Source organism: Burkholderia lata (genome assembly GCF_902499025.1).
Classification (GTDB): Bacteria; Pseudomonadota; Gammaproteobacteria; order Burkholderiales; family Burkholderiaceae; genus Burkholderia; species Burkholderia lata_C.
In genome coordinates, this window is the sequence record NZ_CABVPW010000032.1 from 1 (window position 1) to 19,681 (window position 19,681).

Annotated in this window: 14 protein-coding genes; 8 read left to right on the plus strand and 6 right to left on the minus strand. The window is 68.0% G+C overall.

Going from position 1 to position 19,681, the window contains the following annotated elements:
- Positions 1-1,780, plus strand: a 1,780-nt coding sequence (locus BDI24065_RS28165) for a pseudouridine synthase (protein WP_175034025.1), incomplete at its 5' end; no start/stop codon positions are given.
- 89 nt (positions 1,781-1,869) lie between these two features.
- Here the strand turns inward: BDI24065_RS28165 and def are convergent.
- The 5 genes from def to BDI24065_RS28190 form a co-directional block, all read right to left on the minus strand.
- Complete coding sequence (gene def, locus BDI24065_RS28170; protein ID WP_175034026.1) at positions 1,870-2,403, minus strand: peptide deformylase; 534 nt, start codon at positions 2,401-2,403, stop codon at positions 1,870-1,872.
- Positions 2,400-4,475: an NAD-dependent DNA ligase LigA gene (ligA, locus tag BDI24065_RS28175; protein ID WP_175034027.1), complete on the minus strand. Its 2,076-nt coding sequence runs from the start codon at positions 4,473-4,475 to the stop codon at positions 2,400-2,402. The genes def and ligA overlap by 4 nt, the downstream gene beginning before the upstream one ends.
- A gap of 166 nt (positions 4,476-4,641) precedes the next feature.
- Positions 4,642-5,925, minus strand: a complete 1,284-nt coding sequence (locus BDI24065_RS28180; RefSeq protein WP_175034028.1) for a cell division protein ZipA C-terminal FtsZ-binding domain-containing protein — start codon at positions 5,923-5,925, stop codon at positions 4,642-4,644.
- Positions 5,926-6,010: 85 nt separating this feature from the next.
- Complete coding sequence (smc, locus tag BDI24065_RS28185; protein WP_175034029.1) at positions 6,011-9,523, minus strand: chromosome segregation protein SMC; 3,513 nt, start codon at positions 9,521-9,523, stop codon at positions 6,011-6,013.
- A gap of 139 nt (positions 9,524-9,662) precedes the next feature.
- Positions 9,663-10,604 (minus strand): DMT family transporter, encoded by a 942-nt coding sequence (locus tag BDI24065_RS28190; RefSeq protein WP_175034087.1) that lies wholly within the window; start codon positions 10,602-10,604, stop codon positions 9,663-9,665.
- Between the two features lie 159 nt (positions 10,605-10,763).
- Between BDI24065_RS28190 and dapC the strand changes: the two genes are divergently transcribed.
- From dapC to cls, 6 genes are all read left to right on the plus strand, one after another.
- Positions 10,764-11,996: a succinyldiaminopimelate transaminase gene (gene dapC / locus BDI24065_RS28195; protein ID WP_175034030.1), complete on the plus strand. Its 1,233-nt coding sequence runs from the start codon at positions 10,764-10,766 to the stop codon at positions 11,994-11,996.
- Between the two features lie 43 nt (positions 11,997-12,039).
- A complete protein-coding gene (gene dapD / locus BDI24065_RS28200) occupies positions 12,040-12,867 on the plus strand; it encodes a 2,3,4,5-tetrahydropyridine-2,6-dicarboxylate N-succinyltransferase (RefSeq protein WP_006478479.1) in 828 nt (275 codons plus the stop codon).
- The gene (locus BDI24065_RS28205) at positions 12,867-13,235 is read left to right on the plus strand and encodes an ArsC family reductase (protein ID WP_011352471.1); all 369 of its coding nucleotides are present in this window, start codon (positions 12,867-12,869) and stop codon (positions 13,233-13,235) included. The genes dapD and BDI24065_RS28205 overlap by 1 nt, the downstream gene beginning before the upstream one ends.
- 90 nt (positions 13,236-13,325) lie before the next feature.
- The gene (dapE, locus tag BDI24065_RS28210) at positions 13,326-14,465 is read left to right on the plus strand and encodes a succinyl-diaminopimelate desuccinylase (protein ID WP_175034031.1); all 1,140 of its coding nucleotides are present in this window, start codon (positions 13,326-13,328) and stop codon (positions 14,463-14,465) included.
- An 11-nt stretch (positions 14,466-14,476) separates the two neighbouring features.
- A complete protein-coding gene (gene prmB / locus BDI24065_RS28215) occupies positions 14,477-15,385 on the plus strand; it encodes a 50S ribosomal protein L3 N(5)-glutamine methyltransferase (protein ID WP_175034032.1) in 909 nt (302 codons plus the stop codon).
- 108 nt (positions 15,386-15,493) lie between these two features.
- Entirely contained in the window at positions 15,494-16,933 is a 1,440-nt protein-coding gene (cls, locus tag BDI24065_RS28220) for a cardiolipin synthase (protein ID WP_175014297.1), read from the plus strand.
- Positions 16,934-16,993: 60 nt separating this feature from the next.
- Here the strand turns inward: cls and BDI24065_RS28225 are convergent, their stop codons facing one another.
- Positions 16,994-17,473 carry a glutathione peroxidase gene (locus BDI24065_RS28225; protein WP_089425699.1) on the minus strand — a complete coding sequence of 160 codons (480 nt, stop codon included), beginning with the start codon at positions 17,471-17,473 and terminating at the stop codon, positions 16,994-16,996.
- Positions 17,474-17,609: 136 nt separating this feature from the next.
- Here BDI24065_RS28225 and BDI24065_RS28230 point away from each other — a divergent pair, with 136 nt between their 5' ends.
- Entirely contained in the window at positions 17,610-19,541 is a 1,932-nt protein-coding gene (locus BDI24065_RS28230) for an ATP-binding cassette domain-containing protein (protein WP_175034033.1), read from the plus strand.
- Positions 19,542-19,681 lie beyond the last annotated feature (140 nt).

The following is a 19,681-nucleotide window of genomic DNA, read 5'->3' on the forward strand; positions in this document are numbered from 1 at the left end:
CGCACCGGCCAAGCGCGCGCCGCGTGACGGCGGTGCCGAACGCGGCACGCGTGCCCCTTATCGCGACAACGCGGCCGGCGAAGGCGCGAAGCGCAGCTTCGGCGACCGTCGCACGTCGTCCGATCGTCCGCCGCGCCGTGATGACGATGCACGGCCGCGTCGCGCGGGTGGCGAAGGCGGTGCACGCGCGCCGTATCGCGACAACGCAGGCGGCGAAGGCGCAAAGCGCAGCTTCGGTGACCGTCGCACGTCGTCCGATCGTCCGCCGCGCCGCGATGACGATGCTCGTCCGCGTCGCGCGGGTGGCGAAGGCGGCGCACGCGCGCCGTATCGCGACAACGCATCCGGCGAAGGCGCAAAGCGCAGCTTCGGCGACCGTCGCACGTCGTCGGATCGCCCGCCACGTCGTGATGACGATGCACGCCCGCGTCGCGCGGGTGGCGAAGGCGGCGCACGCGCACCGTATCGCGACAACGCAGGCGGCGAAGGCGCAAAGCGCAGCTTCGGCGACCGTCGCACGTCGTCGGATCGTCCGCCGCGCCGCGATGACGATGCACGCCCGCGCCGCGCGGGTGACGAAGGCGGCGCACGCGCACCTTATCGCGACAACGCATCCGGTGAAGGCGCGAAGCGCAGCTTCGGTGACCGTCGCACGTCGTCCGATCGCCCGCCGCGCCGCGATGACGATGCTCGTCCGCGTCGCGCAGCTGGCGAAGGCGGCGCACGCGCGCCGTATCGCGACAACGCAGGCGGTGAAGGCGCGAAGCGCAGCTTCGGTGACCGTCGCACGTCGTCCGATCGCCCGCCGCGCCGTGATGACGATGCACGTCCGCGCCGAGCAGGCGCCGACGACAACAAGCGCCCGTCGTATCGCGACAAACCAGCCGGCGAAGGCGCGAAGCGCAGCTTCGGCGACCGCCCGGCCCGCCCCGCACGCGACGGCGAGCGCCGCTCGTTCGGCGCGGTCAAGACCGCGCAACCGGTCAAGCGCGCCGCAGCCGACGTCGACTACGGCGACGAAACGGGCCTGATGCGCCTGTCGAAGCGGATGTCCGAGCTCGGCATGTGCTCGCGTCGCGAAGCCGACGAATGGATCGAAAAAGGCTGGGTCCTCGTCGACGGCGAACGCATCGACACGCTCGGCACCAAGGTACGCGCCGACCAGAAGATCGAGATCGACGAACGGGCGAGCGCCGCGCAGGCCGCGCAAGTGACGATCCTGCTGCACAAGCCTGTCGGCTATGTGTCGGGCCAGGCGGAAGACGGCTACGAGCCCGCGGCCGTGCTGATCACGCGCGCGAACCGCTGGAGCGGCGATCATTCGCCGGTGCGCTTCTCGCCGCAGCACCTGCACGCACTTGCCCCGGCCGGCCGCCTGGACATCGATTCGACCGGCCTGCTCGTGCTGACGCAGAACGGCGTGGTCGCGAAGCAACTGATCGGCGAGCAGTCGGATATCGACAAGGAGTACCTGGTGCGCGTGCGCTTCGGCGAACGGCTCATCGACATCGACCAGCACTTCCCCGCGGAATCGCTCGCGAAGCTGCGCCACGGCCTCGAGCTCGACGGCGTCGCGCTGAAGCCCGCGATGGTCAGCTGGCAGAACGGCGAGCAGCTGCGCTTCGTGCTGCGCGAAGGCAAGAAGCGCCAGATCCGCCGCATGTGCGAACTGGTGGGCCTCGACGTGATCGGCCTGAAGCGCGTACGGATGGGCCGCGTGATGCTCGGCGCACTGCCGCAGGGTCAATGGCGCTATCTGTCGGCCGACGAGACGTTCTGACCGCGGGCACGCCATGTGCGCCACGCAATGAAAAAGCCCGCGCAAGCGGGCTTTTTTGTTTCCTGCGCGATGCCGGGAAAGCCGGCCAATCAGTCGTCGGAAGCCGGATCGAGCCCCGGGAACAGCACTTCCGTGAAACCGAAGCGCGTGAAGTCGGTGATCCGCATCGGATACAGCTTGCCGATCAGGTGATCGTATTCATGCTGGACGACGCGCGCGTGAAAACCGTCGGCAACGCGATCGATCTTCTCGCCGTACTGGTCGAAGCCGCTGTAGCGCACCTTCGCATAGCGACTGACGACGCCGCGCATGCCCGGCACCGACAGGCAGCCTTCCCAGCCCTCTTCCATGTCCGGCGGCATGTACTCGACCTTCGGGTTGATCAGCACGGTCTCCGGCACCGGCGGCGCATCCGGGTAGCGGTTGTTGTTGCCGAAGCCGAAGATGATGATCTGCAGCCCGATGCCGATCTGCGGCGCGGCCAGGCCGGCGCCGTTCGCATGATGCATCGTCTCGAACATGTCCGCGACGATCTCGTGCAGTTCGGGCGTGTCGAACCGCTCGACCGGCTTGGCGATTTCGAGCAGGCGCGGATCGCCCATCTTCAGGATCTCGCGAATCATGGCGTATTGCCCTCCAGGAGTTGGTGCAGGCCGTCTTCGTCCAGCACGGGGATGCCGAGTTCCTCGGCCTTCGCGAGCTTGCTGCCGGCTTCGGCGCCCGCGACCACGTAATCCGTCTTCTTCGATACCGAACCGGCCACCTTCGCGCCCGCCGCTTCGAGCATTTCCTTCGCGGCATCGCGCGTGAGCGTCGGCAGCGTGCCCGTCAGCACGACCGTCTTGCCGGCCAGCACGCCCTGCGGCGCCTTTGGCGCGGGCGGCCCTTCCGGCCACGTCACCCTGCCCGGCGCACGCAACTGCTCGATCACGGTCCGATTGTGCTCTTCCGCGAAGAACTGATGGAGCGACTCGGCGACGATCGGCCCGACGTCGTTGACTTCGAGCAGTTCTTCGATCGATGCGTCCATGATCGGCGTCAGCGAGCCGAAGTGCTTCGCAAGATCTTTCGCGGTCGATTCACCCACATGACGGATGCCGAGCCCGTAGATGAAGCGCGCGAGCGTCGTGTGCTTCGCCTTCTCGAGCGAGTCGAGCAGATTCTGTGCGGACTTCTCGGCGAACCGGTCGAGCTCGGCGAGCGTCGCAAAGCCGAGATTGAACAGGTCGGCCGGCGTGCGCACGAGATTCAGCTCGACGAGCTGGTCGATGATCTTCTCGCCGAGCCCGTCGATGTCGAGCGCGCGACGCTGCGCGAAGTGCCACAGCGCCTGCTTGCGCTGCGCCGGGCAGAACAGGCCGCCCGTGCAGCGTGCGATCGCCTCGTCCGGCAGGCGCTCGATCTTCGAGCCGCACACCGGGCATTCGGTCGGCATCACGAATTCGGCCGCATCGGCCGGGCGCCGGTCGAGCAGCGCACCGACCACCTCGGGGATCACGTCGCCCGCACGGCGCACGATCACGGTATCGCCGATCCGGATGTCCTTGCGGCGCACCTCGTCCTCGTTGTGCAGCGTCGCGTTGGTCACGGTCGCGCCGCCGACGAACACGGGCTCGAGACGCGCGACCGGCGTGATCGCGCCGGTGCGGCCGACCTGCACGTCAATCGCGACGAGCTTGGTCAGCGCTTCCTGTGCAGGGAATTTGTGCGCGAGTGCGAAGCGCGGCGCGCGCGACACGAAGCCGAGGCGCTCCTGCTCGTCGCGCCGGTTGACCTTGTAGACGACGCCGTCGATGTCGTACGGCAGCGACTCGCGCTTCTCGCCGATCCTGCGGAAGAAATCGAGCAAGCCTTCGGCGCCCTGCACGACCGCGCGCTCACGGTTCACGGGCAGGCCGAGCGATTCGTACCAGTCGAGCAGCGCACTGTGCGTATCGGGCATCGGCATCCCGTCGAGCACGCCGATCCCGTACGCGAAGAACGACAGCGGACGCTGCGCGGTGATCTTCGAGTCGAGCTGGCGCAGGCTCCCGGCCGCCGCGTTGCGCGGGTTCGCGAATTCGCGCTGCTCGGCCGCGCGCTGGCGCTCGTTCAGGCGTGCGAAATCGCGCTTGAACATCAGCACCTCGCCACGCACGTCGAGCACGGCCGGTACATTCGTACCCTTCAGCTTCAGCGGAATCGAGCGGATCGTGCGCACGTTCTCGGTCACGTCTTCGCCCGTCGTCCCGTCGCCGCGCGTCGACGCCTGCACGAATACGCCCTGCTCGTAGCGCAGCGAGATCGCGAGGCCGTCGAACTTCAGTTCGCACGCGTATTCGACCGGCTCCGTCACCGAGCCGGCGAGATCCGTCGTCTTGTCGAGCGCATCGGCGACGCGCTTGTCGAACGCGGCGATGTCCTCGTCGGCGAAGCCGTTGTTCAGCGACAGCATCGGCGCGTCATGAACGACCGGCGTGAAGCCGCCGGCTGCCTCGCCGCCGACGCGCTGCGTCGGCGAATCGGGCGTCACGAGTTCGGGATGGTCGGTTTCGAGCTGCTGCAGTTCGCGGAACAGCCGGTCGTATTCCGCATCGGGCAGATCCGGCTGGTCGAGCACGTAATAGGCGTAGTTCGCTCGCTCGAGTTGGTCGCGCAGCCACGCGGCGCGCGCGTCGGGCTGGCTGGCTGGCGGTTCGGCTTGGGTTCGGGCCATGCTGGCGGCAGAGTCGTTCTGAGAAAATCGGATGCCCGATTATCTCAGTTTGCCGCCGTGGCGGGGGTGCAATGCGCGCCCGGCGCGCGTGCTGCGGCGCACACGAGCGAGGTGTGCACCATGGCGGCGGACGACGGCACCGAAGCCCGCCGTCCGCGCGTTCGCGTTACTGGCTGAAGAGGCGGCGCGTGACCGGCGAACCGGCCGGGATGCCGGCTTCCTCGAGCTTCGCGTACAGCTTCATCAGTTGCTGGTCGATCGCGACCAGCGTCGACTCCGGCAACGGCCGGCGCGAATCGTCGACGACCCGTGCGCCGATCCGCTCGGACAGCGACTTCGCGTAATCGCACATCAGCCGGAACGGCAGGATGTCCTCTTCGGCGACCGGCACGTCGAGCACCAGCGTGATCATGTTGCCGCCCTTGTACGTGAGGTCGTCACGCAGGAAGTTCGTGTCGCCGAACTGCAGCATGAACACCGGGTTCTGCTTCGCGTCGAGCTTCACGAAACGCGTGCCGTCGCGCGACAGCAGCAGCCCGTCCTGCGACGCGACCGCCTGCACGTAGTTCGCCGACCACGGCGCGCCGTCCGACATCACGTTGATCGACAGCTGCGCGTCGCACTGCGCGGCAAACGCGTCGAGCTCGCGCGCCATCGCGACCGTTTCCATCATGTCCGGGAATTCCGGCGCGCCGTCGATCGCGTCGGCGAACTGCTGGACGCCCGTCACGAATTCCGAGAACTCGAGCTCGTTCAGCGCACCGCTGCGGTTCGCGAGCTGCGCGGCCGCGCGCAGCTCCTCGTAGCGCACGCCGTTCTGCAGCAACTCCCACTGGCCGCCTTCCGGCTTGCCTTCGATATGCACGGGCTTGCTGCCCGCGCGGCGCAGCCGTTGTGCAGCCGGCAGGATCTTGTCGCCCGGCAGCGACCCGCCGAGGCGGATCGGCACGATGCAGTCGATCCGGCGGTCGACGATCGCCGGCGGCGCCGACGAGATTGTCGTTGCAGCCGGCAGCACGGGTTCGGCCGGCTCGGCCGGTTCAGCGTGCGCTTCGTGCGCGGCGGCGGGCACGGCTTCTTCGCCGGCAACCGGCTCGACCGACTCGGCCGGCAGGTCGACGCCGGTCGCCTCGGCCTGCAGATCGGCCGGCATGTCGGCAGGTGCCGCGCCGCCGAACGTCGGCTCGACGCGTGCGACTTCGGCCGGCGTGCCGGCCGTGGCGGCCGCCGGAGCCGGTGCCGCGGGCTCGCGCCGCACCGGCTGACGCACCGGCTCGATGAACGGCAGTTCTTCGTCGCGCTCGGGGCGGTTCATCGCCTCGGCCGCTTCCTCCGGCATCGGGCGCGGCATCCTGCGCCGCACCTTCGCGCCCTGCCATGCGTTGTAAACCACGACGCCGCCCACCACGACGGCGCCAGCGCCGATCAAACCGAGTGTCAACTCGTCCATGCACGCTCCATCAGCAATTCTTGTTCGTCGGAACCGCGAACGGGCGCCCATGCGCCGCGCGAACGCGGTCCGGTTTCGTCAAACGTCAATTCTGGGCAAAACCCGCGGCAGTTTCCATGTCCACCGCAACGATCCGCGACACGCCCTGCTCCTGCATCGTCACGCCGATCAGTTGCTGCGCCATTTCCATCGCGATCTTGTTGTGCGAGATGAACAGGAACTGCGTCTTGTTGGACATCGCACGCACGAGATTCGCGAAACGCTCGGTGTTCGCGTCGTCGAGCGGCGCGTCGACCTCGTCGAGCAGACAGAACGGCGCCGGGTTCAGCTGGAACATCGCGAACACCAGTGCGGTGGCCGTCAGCGCCTTCTCGCCGCCCGACAGCAGGTGAATCGTCGCGTTCTTCTTGCCCGGCGGCTGCGCCATCACCTGCACGCCGGCATCGAGGATTTCGTCGCCCGTCATGATCAGCTTCGCCTGGCCGCCGCCGAACAGGCGCGGGAACAGGTCGCTGAAGTGGCGGTTGACCTCGTCGAAGGTGCCCTGCAACAGCGTGCGGGTTTCCTGGTCGATCTTGTGGATCGCGTCCTCGAGCGTCGTGATCGCGTCGATCAGGTCGGCCGACTGCGCGTCGAGGAACACCTTGCGCTCGCTCGCGGCCTTCAGCTCGTCGAGCGCGGCCATGTTCACCGGGCCGAGCGCGTTGATCGCGTTGTTCAGGCGCGTGACTTCGCCCTGCAGGTACGACGGCTTCAGATCCGGCGTCAGCTTCGCGGACAGCGCGGCCTCGTCGACCTCGGCCGTCGTCAGTTGCTCGGCGAACTGCTCGACCGACAGGCGCGCGGCCTGCTCCTTCAACTGCAATTCGGTGATGCGGTCACGCAACGGCTGCAGCGAGCGCTCGGCGACGAGGCGCTGCTCGTCCGACGCACGCAGTTTTGCGGTCAAGTCGTCGAGTTCGATCCGCGCGGCCTGCAGCGCTTCTTCCTTCACCGCCCGAATCTCGAGCGCGTCCTGCAGGCCCGTGTGCGCGGTCTGCTCGTTGATCGTCTCGAGTTCGGCGCGTGCGTCTTCGAGCGACGCGGCGACGCGCTCGCTCTGCTCGTGCGCCACCTGGATGCTGCGCTTGAGTTCGTCGATCCGCGTCACCGCGTTGCGTGCGGCGAAGCGTGCGTCGTTCGCGCCGCGCTCCAGGTCACGCGCTTCCTGACGCGCTTGCGTCAGCGATTCGTCGAGCGCTTCGAATGCGAGCTGGTTGTCCTCGAAGCGCGCCTGCAGTTCTGCAAGTTCACCGTCGAAGCGCTCGAAATTCGCTTCCGACTCCGCGCGCATCGCGCGCTGCTCTTCGATCTGCGCGCCGATTTCCTCGAGTTCCTCGCGAATCTGCGTGCTGCGCTGCGTGTAACGTTCGTGCGCCTGTGCGAGCTTCAGCACGTCCATCTGCAGCGCGTGCACGCGCTGCGTCGCACGCTCGGCCTGTGCTCGCACGTCGCCGAGCGCCTGCGTGGCCTGCGTGTGCGCGGCTTCCGCGCGCACGGCGGCCGTGCGCGCCTCGTCGGCGAGCAGCGCCTGCGCACGCACCTGGCGCGTCAGGTTTTCGATTTCCTGCTGGCGGGCCAGCATCCCGGCCTGCTCCGAATCGGCGGCATACAGCTGCACGCCGACCCGCGTGACGATATGGCCGGCCTTGACGACGAACGCGCCGCCTGCCGGCAGCTGCGTGCGCGTAGCAAGCGCCTGCGCGACGTCGTCGGCGACATACACGTTGCCGAGCCAGTCGTTCAGCACCGCGCGGATGCCAGCATCGTCGATGCGCACGAGCGACAGGACCGGACGCAGCCCGGCCACGGCCGCAGGCGGTTCGCCGGCCGCGGGCGGCGCGTAGAACGCGAGCTTCGCAGGCGGTGCGTCGGTGGCAAAAGCCTTCACCCAGTCGAGATTCGACACTTCGAGCGCGGCGAGGCGCTCGCGCAGCACGGCCTCGAGCGCGGCTTCCCAGCCCGCCTCGACGTGCAGCTTCTTCCACAGACGCGGCAGCGCGCCGAGCTCGTGCTTGTCGAGCCACGGCTGTACCTTGCCTTCGGTCTGAACGTTTTCCTGCAGTTGCTTCAGCGCGGCGAGGCGAGCCTCGAGCTGGTGGATCTGCGCGGCTTCGGCCTGCACGCGCTCCTGCGCGGCACGGCGCTCGCCATCGAGGCGCGGCACCGTTTCCTGCGCGTCGGCGAGGCGCGCCTGCGCTTCGGCCAGGATCTCTTCCTGTTCGGCGAGCTGCATGCGCAACTCTTCGAGCTGTGCCTCGTCCGGCGCGTCGAGCCCGCCCGCTTCGCTCTTCAGGCGCTCATGGCGCTGCTGAAGCTGCTGGAGCTGCTGGTCGGCGTTGCGCTGGTGTGCGGCTTCGAGTTTCAGCGACTGTTCGGTCTGCGCGATCCGCGCGCGCTCGTCGTTGAGCTGCGCCTGCGCGTCGCGGAATTTCGCTTCGAGCGCCGGCAGCGCGTCGTGCTTCGCAGCGGCGTTGTCTTCGGCGAGCGCGGCCTTCTCGTCGGCCATCGCACGCGCTTCTTCGGCTTCTTCCAGCTCGTCCTGCGCCTTCTCGGCCTGCGCGCGCCATTGCTCGCGCTGCGCATTCAGCGCGGCGATCTGCGCCTGCACGCGATTGCGCGACTCGACGATGAACTTGATCTCGGCTTCGAGGCGGCTCACCTCGGCGTTCGCTTCGTAGAGCGAACCCTGCGCGCCCTGCATCGCGTCGCTCGCCGAGTAATGCGCGACGCGCAACGTCTCGAGCTGCGCCTCGACTTCACGCAGCTTCGCCGTCTGCGCCTCGAGGTCGATCTGCGCCTGTTCGATTGCGCGCTGCTGCTTCTGCTGCTCGCCGGCGGCCTCGTTCTTGCGCAGCAGCCACAGCAGGCGCTGCTTCTCCTCGCCGTCGGCGACGAGTTCCTTGTACTTGGTCGCGACGACGGCCTGCGCCTCGAGCTTCTCGAGGTTCGCACCGAGTTCGCGGACGATATCTTCGACGCGCGTCAGGTTCTCGCGCGTGTCGTGCAGGCGGTTCTCGGTCTCGCGGCGGCGTTCCTTGTACTTCGACACGCCCGCGGCTTCCTCGAGGAACACGCGCAGCTCTTCCGGCTTCGCCTCGATGATCCGCGCGATCATGCCCTGCCCGATGATCGCGTACGCACGCGGCCCGAGGCCGGTGCCGAGGAAGATGTCCTGGATGTCGCGGCGGCGCGCCGGCAGGTTGTTGATGTAGTAACTCGACGTGCCGTCGCGCGTGAGCACGCGCTTCACGGCGATCTCGCCGTACTGGCCCCACTGGCCGGCCGCGCGGCCGTCGGAGTTGTCGAAGATCAGTTCGACGCTGGCCCGGCTGCCGGGCTTGCGGGCGGTCGAGCCGTTGAAGATCACGTCCTGCATCGACTCGCCGCGCAGCTCGGACGCGCGCGACTCGCCGAGCACCCAGCGCACGGCGTCGATGATGTTGGACTTGCCGCACCCGTTCGGGCCCACCACGCCGACAAGCTGGCCCGGAACCTGGAAATGCGTGGGATCGACAAAGGATTTGAAGCCAGCGAGTTTGATCGAGCTCAGACGCACGGCGGTATCGGATGTGAAGAAGGTGTGAAACGGACGGAGCCGCACTGCGCGAGGGCGGACGGCCCATGCGCGCGATACGCCCCGGAATTCAAAAGCGGGGCCGCGCGCATACAGCGTTGGGCCCCGCAAACGGCTTCCATCATACCATCGCGCGTGCACCGTCCCGACCGTCGCCGGGTTTGTCCGGTGCCGGCGCGGCACGATGGACCCGGCTCGACAGCAGCGTCGCCAGTACGATGCACGCGCCGCCCGCCCACTCGCGCGCGGTCGGCAGCTCGTTCGCGAACACCCACGCCGACAACGCGGTGATCACGATCTCGAACAGCATGATGATCGACGCACGGTTCGCCGGCACGCGCGCCAGCCCGTACTGCACGAGCAGGTTGTTCGACGCCATCGTCACGCCGATCGCGACGATGATCAGCGCGGCCGTGCCGAGCTGGCCGCCCGCCGGCGCGGCCGGTATCCCCTCGAACAGCGACGCGATCGCGCCGAACACGGCCGCGCCGCCGAAGAGGGTCGCGGTACGCATCTCCGCGCGCATCTCCGGCAGCTCGCGGCTCGCCTTGATCACGAGCACGTTGCTCATCGCGAAGCTCAACCCGGCCGCGAGCCCGGCCCATTCGGCCGGGCTGGCCGGCAGCGGCAGGCCGAGCTGCGGCGACCACAGCATCAGCATCGCGCCGCCGATCGACAGCGCCGCGAGCCCCGCGCCGGCCCAGGTCAGCCGCTCGCGCAGCAGGAAGTGCGCGTAGATCGCGGTCCATGCGGGGGTCAGGTAGAACAGCAGCATCACGCGCAGCACCTCGCCGTGGATCGTGCCCCACACGAACCCGAGGTTCGTCACGCCGGCCGTCACCGCGATGCCGGGCAGCACCCAGTGCCAGCGCAGCGTCGCAATCGTGCGATGCCGCGCGACGATCACGAACAGGAAGGCGACGAGGCTCGTCAGCGCGCTCGCCAGCGTGCCCGTCACGCCGAGCGACGCCAGGATCCGCAGCGGATACCAGATCAGGCCCCATACCGATGCGCCGATCAGGATGGCCAGCGTCGGCAGGCTGCCGCGTACCGCGTTATTCATTTGGTTCAATACCCTTTATTCGACTGGCCCGGCCGCCGTTCCGGCGGGCCGTGACCGCATTCCGTCACGCTATAATCGTGCGTTGCGACCCGCGCGCCATCGGCGCCCGTTCGCAGCCGCGCGGCGCGCCCGCCGCTTCTTTCGCTCCAACCGGCCGCGATGGCCGCTTCGCCCGTGAACCCTCGACTCGACTCGCTCCAGCCCTATCCCTTCGAAAAGCTGCGCGCCCTGTTCAAGGACGTGACGCCCTCCGGCGCCCTCAAACCGATCAGCTTCGGCATCGGCGAGCCCAAGCACCCGACCCCGGCACTGATCCGCGACGCCGTGGTGGCCGCGCTCGACGGTCTCGCGTCGTACCCGGCCACCGCCGGCTCGGACGCACTGCGCACGTCGATCGCGCACTGGCTCGAGCGCCGCTACGGGCTGCCGGCGATCGATCCGGCCACGCAGGTGCTGCCCGTGTCGGGGTCGCGCGAGGCGCTGTTCTCGCTCGCGCAAACGGTGATCGACGCGCGCCCGACCGCGGACGGCAAGAAGGCGATCGTACTCTGTCCGAATCCTTTCTATCAAATTTACGAAGGCGCGGCGCTGCTGGCCGGTGCCGAACCCTATTTCGCGAACAGCGACCCGGCCCGCAATTTCGCGTGCGACTACGCGTCCGTACCCGACGAGGTCTGGGCGCGCACGCAACTGCTGTACGTCTGCTCGCCGGGCAACCCGACGGGCGCCGTGCTGACGCTCGACGACTGGCGCGAGCTGTTTGCGCTGTCCGACCGCCACGGCTTCGTGATCGCGTCCGACGAGTGCTATTCGGAAATCTATTTCGACGAAGCGGCGCCGCCGCTCGGCGGCCTCGAGGCCGCGCACCGCCTCGGCCGCGGCTTCGAGCGGCTCGTGATGCTGTCGAGCCTGTCGAAGCGCTCGAACGTGCCGGGCATGCGCTCGGGCTTCGTCGCCGGCGATGCGGTGCTGCTGAAGAAATTCCTGCTGTACCGCACGTACCACGGCGCGGCGCTGTCGCCGGTCTGGCAGCACGCGAGCATCGCCGCGTGGAACGACGAGGCCCACGTGCGCGAGAACCGCGCGCTGTACCTGCAGAAGTTCAATACGGTCACGCCGATGCTGGCCGACGTGATCGACGTGAAACTGCCCGACGCCGCGTTCTACCTGTGGGCCAACGTGTCGCGCACCGGGCTGTCGGACACCGAGTTCGCCCGCCGCCTGTACGCCGACTATAATGTGACGGTTCTGCCCGGCTCGTACCTGGCGCGCGACGCGCACGGCACGAATCCGGGCCGCGATTTCATCCGGATCGCGCTCGTCGCGGGCACCCCCGAATGCGTCGAGGGCGCGCAACGCATCGTCGATTTCTGCCGGTCTCTCGCGCGGTAATCGTCCATCCGATCAATTCCATCCATCTCCTGCGAAAACGAACATGTCGCAACAACTTCAGCAAATCATCGATACCGCCTGGGAAAACCGCGCCGAGCTGTCGCCGAAGGCCGCACCGGCCGACGTCCGCGAAGCCGTCGCGCACGCGATCGAGCAGCTCGACAAAGGCGCGCTGCGCGTTGCCGAGAAGATCGACGGCAACTGGACCGTGCACCAGTGGCTGAAGAAGGCCGTGCTGCTGTCGTTCCGTCTGGAGGACAACGCGCCGATGCCCGCCGGCGGCTACTCGCAGTTCTACGACAAGGTACCGTCGAAGTTCGCGAACTACACCGCTGAAGATTTCGCCGCGGGCGGCTTCCGCGTCGTCCCGCCGGCCATCGCGCGCCGCGGCTCGTTCATCGCGAAGAACGTCGTGCTGATGCCGTCGTACACCAACATCGGCGCGTACGTCGACGAAGGCACGATGGTCGACACGTGGGCCACGGTCGGTTCGTGCGCACAGATCGGCAAGAACGTGCACCTGTCGGGCGGCGTCGGCATCGGCGGCGTGCTCGAGCCGCTGCAGGCGAACCCGGTCATCATCGAAGACAACTGCTTCATCGGCGCGCGCTCGGAAGTCGTCGAAGGCGTGATCGTCGAGGAAAACTCGGTGATCTCGATGGGCGTGTACCTCGGCCAGAGCACGAAGATCTACGACCGCGAGACGGGCGAAGTCAGCTACGGCCGCATCCCGGCGGGCTCGGTCGTCGTCGCCGGCAACCTGCCGTCGAAGGATGGCTCGCACAGCCTGTACTGCGCAGTGATCGTCAAGAAGGTCGACGCGAAGACGCGCGCGAAGGTCGGCCTGAACGAGCTGCTGCGAGGCGACTGATGGCAAAGCCGCACACCGTGGTCGTCTACGGCATTCCGAACTGCGACACCGTGAAGAAGGCCCGCGTGTGGCTCGACGATCACGGCGTCGAATTCGAGTTCCACGACTTCAAGAAGCTCGGTGTCAGCGCACCGCTCGTCGAGGACTGGCTGAAGGACGTGTCGCTCGACGCGCTCGTCAACAAGCGCGGCACGACGTGGCGCGGCCTGGACGATGCGATGAAGGCGGCCGCCGAAACGAAGGCCGGCGCGGTCGCGCTGATGATCCACAAGCCGTCGGTCATCAAGCGCCCCGTGCTGGTGGTCAACGGCCGCGTGAAATCGCTCGGCTTCGCGGCCGATCAATACGCGGCGCTGTTTGCCGCATAGGGCTGCCCGCGCTGCGCCTGTCGGCGCAGCCCGACGTCTTGTCGCTGCCGGCCACCGCGCCGGCATTTTTTATCGAAAGTGGTCCGAACCATGTCCACCACCCTAGCCCTTACCGAACAGCTGATCGCCCGCGCGTCCGTGACGCCCGACGACCAGCATTGCCAGCAGATCATGACCGAGCGCCTCGCTGCGCTCGGCTTCGAATGCGAGACCATCGCGTCGCACGGCGTGACCAACCTGTGGGCCGTCAAGCGCGGCACCGACGGCCGCGACGGCAAGCTGCTCGCGTTCGCGGGCCACACCGATGTCGTGCCGACCGGCCCGCTCGAGCAGTGGAGCTCGCCGCCGTTCATCCCCGCCCATCGTGACGGCAAGCTGTACGGCCGCGGTGCGGCCGACATGAAGACGTCGCTCGCGGCGTTCGTCGTCGCGTCCGAGGAATTCGTCGCGGCCCATCCCGGCCACCGCGGCACGATCGCGTTCCTGATCACGAGCGACGAGGAAGGCCCCGCCACCGACGGCACCGTGAAGGTCGTCGAGCTGCTCGAAGCACGCGGCGAACGCATGGACTACTGCATCGTCGGCGAGCCGACGTCGACCACCGAGCTCGGCGACGTCGTGAAGAACGGCCGCCGCGGATCGATGTCGGGCGAACTCGTCGTCAAGGGCGTGCAGGGCCACATCGCGTATCCGCACCTCGCGAAGAACCCGATCCACCTGCTCGCGCCGGCGCTCGCCGAGCTCGCCGCCGAGCAATGGGACGAAGGCAACGAATACTTCCCGCCGACCACCTGGCAGGTGTCGAACCTGCACGCCGGCACCGGCGCGACCAACGTGATTCCCGGCCACGCCGACCTGCTGTTCAACTTCCGCTTCTCGACCGCCAGCACGGTCGAGGGCCTGCAGGCGCGCGTGCATGCGATCCTCGACAAGCACGGCCTCGAATACACGCTGAAGTGGTCGGTGAGCGGCCTGCCGTTCCTCACGCCGCGCGGCGAGCTGTCGGGCGCGCTGGAAAACGCGATCCGCACCGAGACCGGTATCACGACCGAGCTGTCGACCACGGGCGGCACGTCGGACGGCCGTTTCATCGCGCGCATCTGCCCGCAGGTGATCGAGTTCGGTCCGCCGAACGGCAGCATCCACAAGATCGACGAGCACATCGAAGTGCGCTTCGTCGACCCGCTGAAGAACGTGTACCGCCGCGTGCTCGAACAACTGATCGCCTGATGGAACCTCGCATGACGACACCTTTTGCAACTGTTCGCGACCTGCTGCGCTATGCGGTCACGCGCTTCTCGCAAGCGAAGCTCGCATTCGGCCACGGCTCCGACAACGCTTACGACGAAGCGGCCTACCTCGTGCTGCGCACGCTCGACCTGCCGCTCGACACGCTCGAGCCGTTCCTCGACGCGCGGCTGCTGCCCGACGAAATCGCGGCCGTGCTCGCGGTGATCGAACGGCGTGCGACCGACCGCGTGCCGGCCGCGTACCTCACGCATGAAGCGTGGATGCACGGCCACCGCTTCTACGTCGACGAACGCGTGATCGTGCCGCGCTCGTTCATCGGCGAGCTGCTCGACGACGGGCTGCAGCCATACGTCGCCGACCCCGAGCAGGTCGGCGCGGTGCTCGAGCTGTGCACGGGCTCCGGCTGCCTCGCGATCCTCGCGGCGAGCGCGTTCCCGAACGCCGAGATCGACGCGGTCGACCTGTCCGACAAGGCACTCGAAGTCGCCGAGATCAACGTGCGCGACTACGGCCTCGAAGACCGTATCGGGCTGCACCGCGGCGACCTCTACGCGCCGCTGCCCGCGTTCCGCACCGACCCGGGCTCCCGCTATGACGTGATCCTGACGAACCCGCCGTACGTGAACGCATCGTCGATGGCCGCACTGCCGCCCGAGTACCGGCATGAGCCGGAGATGGCGCTCGCCGGCGGCGACGACGGGATGGACATCGTGCGACGCATCGTCGCCGAAGCCCATCGCTGGCTGCACGACGACGGCGTGCTCGTCGTCGAGATCGGCAACGAGCGCGAAAACGTCGAAGCCGCGTTCGGCGGCCTCGAGCTCACCTGGCTGCCCACCAGCGCGGGCGACGACGCCGTGTTCCTGATCCAGGCGTCGGACCTGCCCCGCAAAGCCTGAGCCTTCCCGGCTCGCCCACCGTGCGGTGCACCGTTGCGCCGCACGGTTGGGTAAGATGCGCGTAGGCGGCCGCCCGGCCGCGCGACCTCAGGAGTCCGTCACGCGCCCATGACCCTCGACTGGCTACATCTCGGCACCCTGATCCTGACCATCCACGTGCTCGGGATCGTCGCGGCGTGCCACGCGATCATGAACACGCGCACGTCGCAAGGCGCGATCGCGTGGGCCGTCTCGCTCGCGGCCATGCCGTACCTGACACTCATTCCGTACCTGTTCCTCGGCCGCAGCAAGTTCTCCGGCTACGTCGACGCCCGGCGCCACGAGCTGGAAATGTTGCGCATGCACACGCCGCGCTCGCCCTGGCTCAGCACCGACGCGACCGACGGGCCGGCCGCCGACGCAATCGGCCAGGCCGCCGTACTCGCGCTCACGCGGCTCGGCGGCATGCCGTTCCTCGGCGGCAATTCGGTGCGCACGCTCGTCAACGGCGACGCGACGTTCTCGGCAATCCTGGCGGCCATCGACGCCGCGCGCGACTACGTGGTGGTGCAGTTCTTCATCGTGCGCGACGATGCGCTCGGCCGGATGCTGCGCGACTCGCTGCTCGCGCGCGCCGCAGCCGGCGTGCGCTGCTGTCTGCTGTACGACAGCATCGGCAGCTTCGACCTGCCGCACAGCTACGTCGACACGTTGCGCCGGGGCGGCGTCGAGGTTCATCCGTTCGCGACCAACCGGAAGTTCGTCAACCGCTTCCAGCTCAACTTCCGCAACCACCGCAAGATTGTCGTCGTCGACGGCAATCGCGCGTTCGTCGGCGGCCATAACGTCGGCGTCGAGTATCTCGGCGCGAAACCGCGCCTGTCGCCGTGGCGCGACACGCACATCGAGATACGCGGCCCGGTGGTCGCGAGCATCCAGTACGTGTTCGCCGAAGACTGGCACTGGGCGACGCAGAAGCTGCCGCCGCTCGCCCTGCCGCCGCCTGCGCAGCCCGGCGACAACATGCATTGCCTCGCGGTGCCGATGGGGCCGGCCGACAAGCAGGAGACGGGCTCGCTGTTCTTCGTCGAGGCGATCAACGCCGCGCGCGAGCGGGTCTGGATCACCACGCCGTACCTCGTCCCCGACGAAGCCGTGATCTCCGCGCTGAAGCTCGCCGTGATGCGCGGCGTCGACGTGCGCATCCTGATCCCGAGCCGGCGCGATCACTACGTGGTATTCGAGGCGTCGAAGCTGTACGCGCGCGATCTGGTCGATGCGGGCGTCAAGGTGTTCCGCTACCGGCCCGGCTTCCTGCACCAGAAGGTCGTGCTGATCGACCGCATCGCGGCGGCGATCGGCAGCGCGAATCTCGACAACCGCTCGTTCCGCCTCAATTTCGAGATCATGGTGCTGACCGTCGACCGCACATTCGCCGACGAGGTCGAGACGATGCTCGATGCCGATTTCGCGCAGGCGTACGAGGTCGATGCGAGCGAATACCGCCAGTCGCCCGCCTGGCGGCGCATCGCGATGCACGTCGCGCGGCTGTTCGCACCGATCCTCTAACGGCCGGGACGGCGGCGTCCGTGCGATGCGCACCGGCGCCGCGAACACCGCCGGCAGCCGTCACAGCAGCTTGTCGATATCCGCGGCGATTTCGTCCGGCTTGGTCGACGGCGCGTAGCGCTTGACGATGCGCCCTTCGCGATCGACCAGGAATTTCGTGAAATTCCACTTGATCGCCTTGAGCCCGAGGATGCCGGGCGCTTCGTCGGTCAGGTAGCGGTACAGCGGATGCGCATGGTCGCCCTTCACGTCGATCTTCGCGAACATCGGGAACGTGACGCCGTAATTGCGCTCGCAGAACGCGCCGATCTGCGTGGCGTCGCCGGGCTCCTGCTTGCCGAACTGGTTGCACGGGAAGCCGAGCACATAGAAGCCGCGCGCCGCGTACTGGTCGTACAGCTTCTGCAGGCCCGCGTACTGCGGCGTGAAACCACACTCGCTCGCGGTGTTGACGATCAGCAGCACCTTGCCGCGATATGCATCGAGCGAGGCCGGCGCGCCGGCAAGCGTCTCTGCGCTGAACGAATACAGGGTGGACATCGGGCACTCCTTTTACGAAACCGGATCGACGTGGAGTCTAGGCGAAATTGCCCCGTTGCGGCATCCGCCGAACGGCCAATGCCCGGCGCAAGCGGCGCGCAGTCTAGAATAGCGGTTTTGGCCAGTCATTTCCGCCGTGATCCGTTTCAATCAGTTCAGCCTTGCGCGCGGCACCAAGCCGCTGTTCGAGTCGACCTCCTTCGTACTCAATCCCGGCGAGAAAGCCGGCCTGATCGGCGCGAACGGCGCCGGCAAGTCGACCCTGTTCTCGGTCCTGCGCGGCGAGCTGCACTCGGACGGCGGCGATTTCTCGATGCCGCCGTCGTGGCGGATCGCCCACGTGTCGCAGGAAACGCCCGCGGTCGACCGCTCGGCGCTCGACTACACGCTCGACGGCGACGCCGCGCTGCGCGAGATCGAGGCCCGCATCGCCGCCGCCTCCGCCGCGCATGACGGCGCCGCCGAAGCCGACGCGCACGCCGCGTTCGCCGACGCCGACGGCTATACCGCGCCCGCCCGCGCCGAAGCGCTGCTGCTCGGCCTCGGCTTCACGCTCGCGCAGACGCGCGAATCCGTCGCCAGCTTCTCCGGCGGCTGGCGCATGCGCCTGAACCTCGCGCAGGCGCTGATGTGCCGCTCCGACCTGCTGCTGCTCGACGAACCGACCAACCACCTCGACCTCGACGCAATCGTCTGGCTCGAAGACTGGCTGCACCGCTACCCCGGTACGCTCGTCGTGATTTCGCACGACCGCGAATTCCTCGATTCGATCTGCAACGTCACGCTGCATCTGGAAAACCGCCAGGTGAAGCGCTATGGCGGCAACTACTCGCAGTTCGAAGTGCTGCGCGCGCAGCAACTGGCGCTGCAGCAAAGCGCCTACGAAAAGCAGCAGAAGACGATCGAGCACCTGCAGAGCTTCGTCGACCGCTTCAAGGCCAAGGCGACCAAGGCCAAGCAGGCCCAGAGCCGGATGAAGGCGCTGGAGAAGATGGAGCTGATCGCGCCGGCGCACATCGCGTCGCCGTTCACGTTCGAATTCCGCACGCCCGATGCCGCGCCGAACCCGATGATGGTGATGGAAGACGTCCGCTGCGGCTACCACGCCGACGGCGGAGCGGAAATCCCGATCGTCGAGCGCGTCGCGCTGTCGATCCAGAACGGCCAGCGCATCGGCCTGCTCGGTGCGAACGGCCAGGGCAAGTCGACGCTGATCAAGACGCTGGCCGGCACGCTTGCGCCGCTGTCGGGGCACGTCCGCGACGGCAAGGGGCTGACGATCGGCTATTTCGCACAGCACCAGCTCGAAACGCTGCGCGAAGACGATTCGCCGCTCGCGCATCTGGCACGGCTCGCGCCCGACACGCGCGAGCAGGAGCTGCGCGACTTCCTCGGCGGCTTCAACTTCTCGGGCGACATGGCGACCACCGCGGTCGGGCCGTTTTCGGGCGGTGAAAAAGCACGTCTCGCGCTCGCGCTGATCATCTGGCAGAAGCCGAACCTGCTGCTGCTCGACGAACCGACGAACCACCTCGACCTCGAAACGCGCCATGCGCTGACGATGGCGCTCGCGCAGTTCGAAGGCACGCTGATCCTCGTCTCGCACGACCGCCACCTGCTGCGCGCGACGACCGACCAGTTCATGCTGGTCGCGAAGCACCGGCTGCAGCCGTTCGACGGCGACCTCGACGACTACCGCGACTGGCTGCTGCAGCACGCGGCCGAGCAGCGCGCCGCCGCGAAGGCCGACAGCGCGGCATCACCGGGCGCGGGTGCCGCAGCCAACCGCAAGGACCAGAAGCGCCAGGCCGCCGAGGAGCGGCAGCGCCTGTCGGTGCTGAAGAAGCCGCTGCAGACGCGCATCACGAAGCTCGAAAAGGAAATGGAAACCCTGCACGCGGAGAAGGCGCGCCTCGACACATTCGTCGCCGATCCGGCGAGCTACGAAGCCGAGCGCAAGACGGAACTGACCGATGCGATCCGCAAGCTCGGGGACGTCAACACGCGTCTCGAAACGGTCGAGGCCGACTGGCTCGCCGCGCAGGAAGAGCTCGAGCAGATCGGCTGACCGCCGTCGCGGGGCGGCCGGCCAATACGCCAGTCAGCCCGGCGTGCCGGCTGCCTCCGGGCAGCGGTACCTTGGTATCACTGCACCTCGACAGACCATCGGGCCCTTTGCGGGCCCAGATACGACAAAGCCGGGCGCAA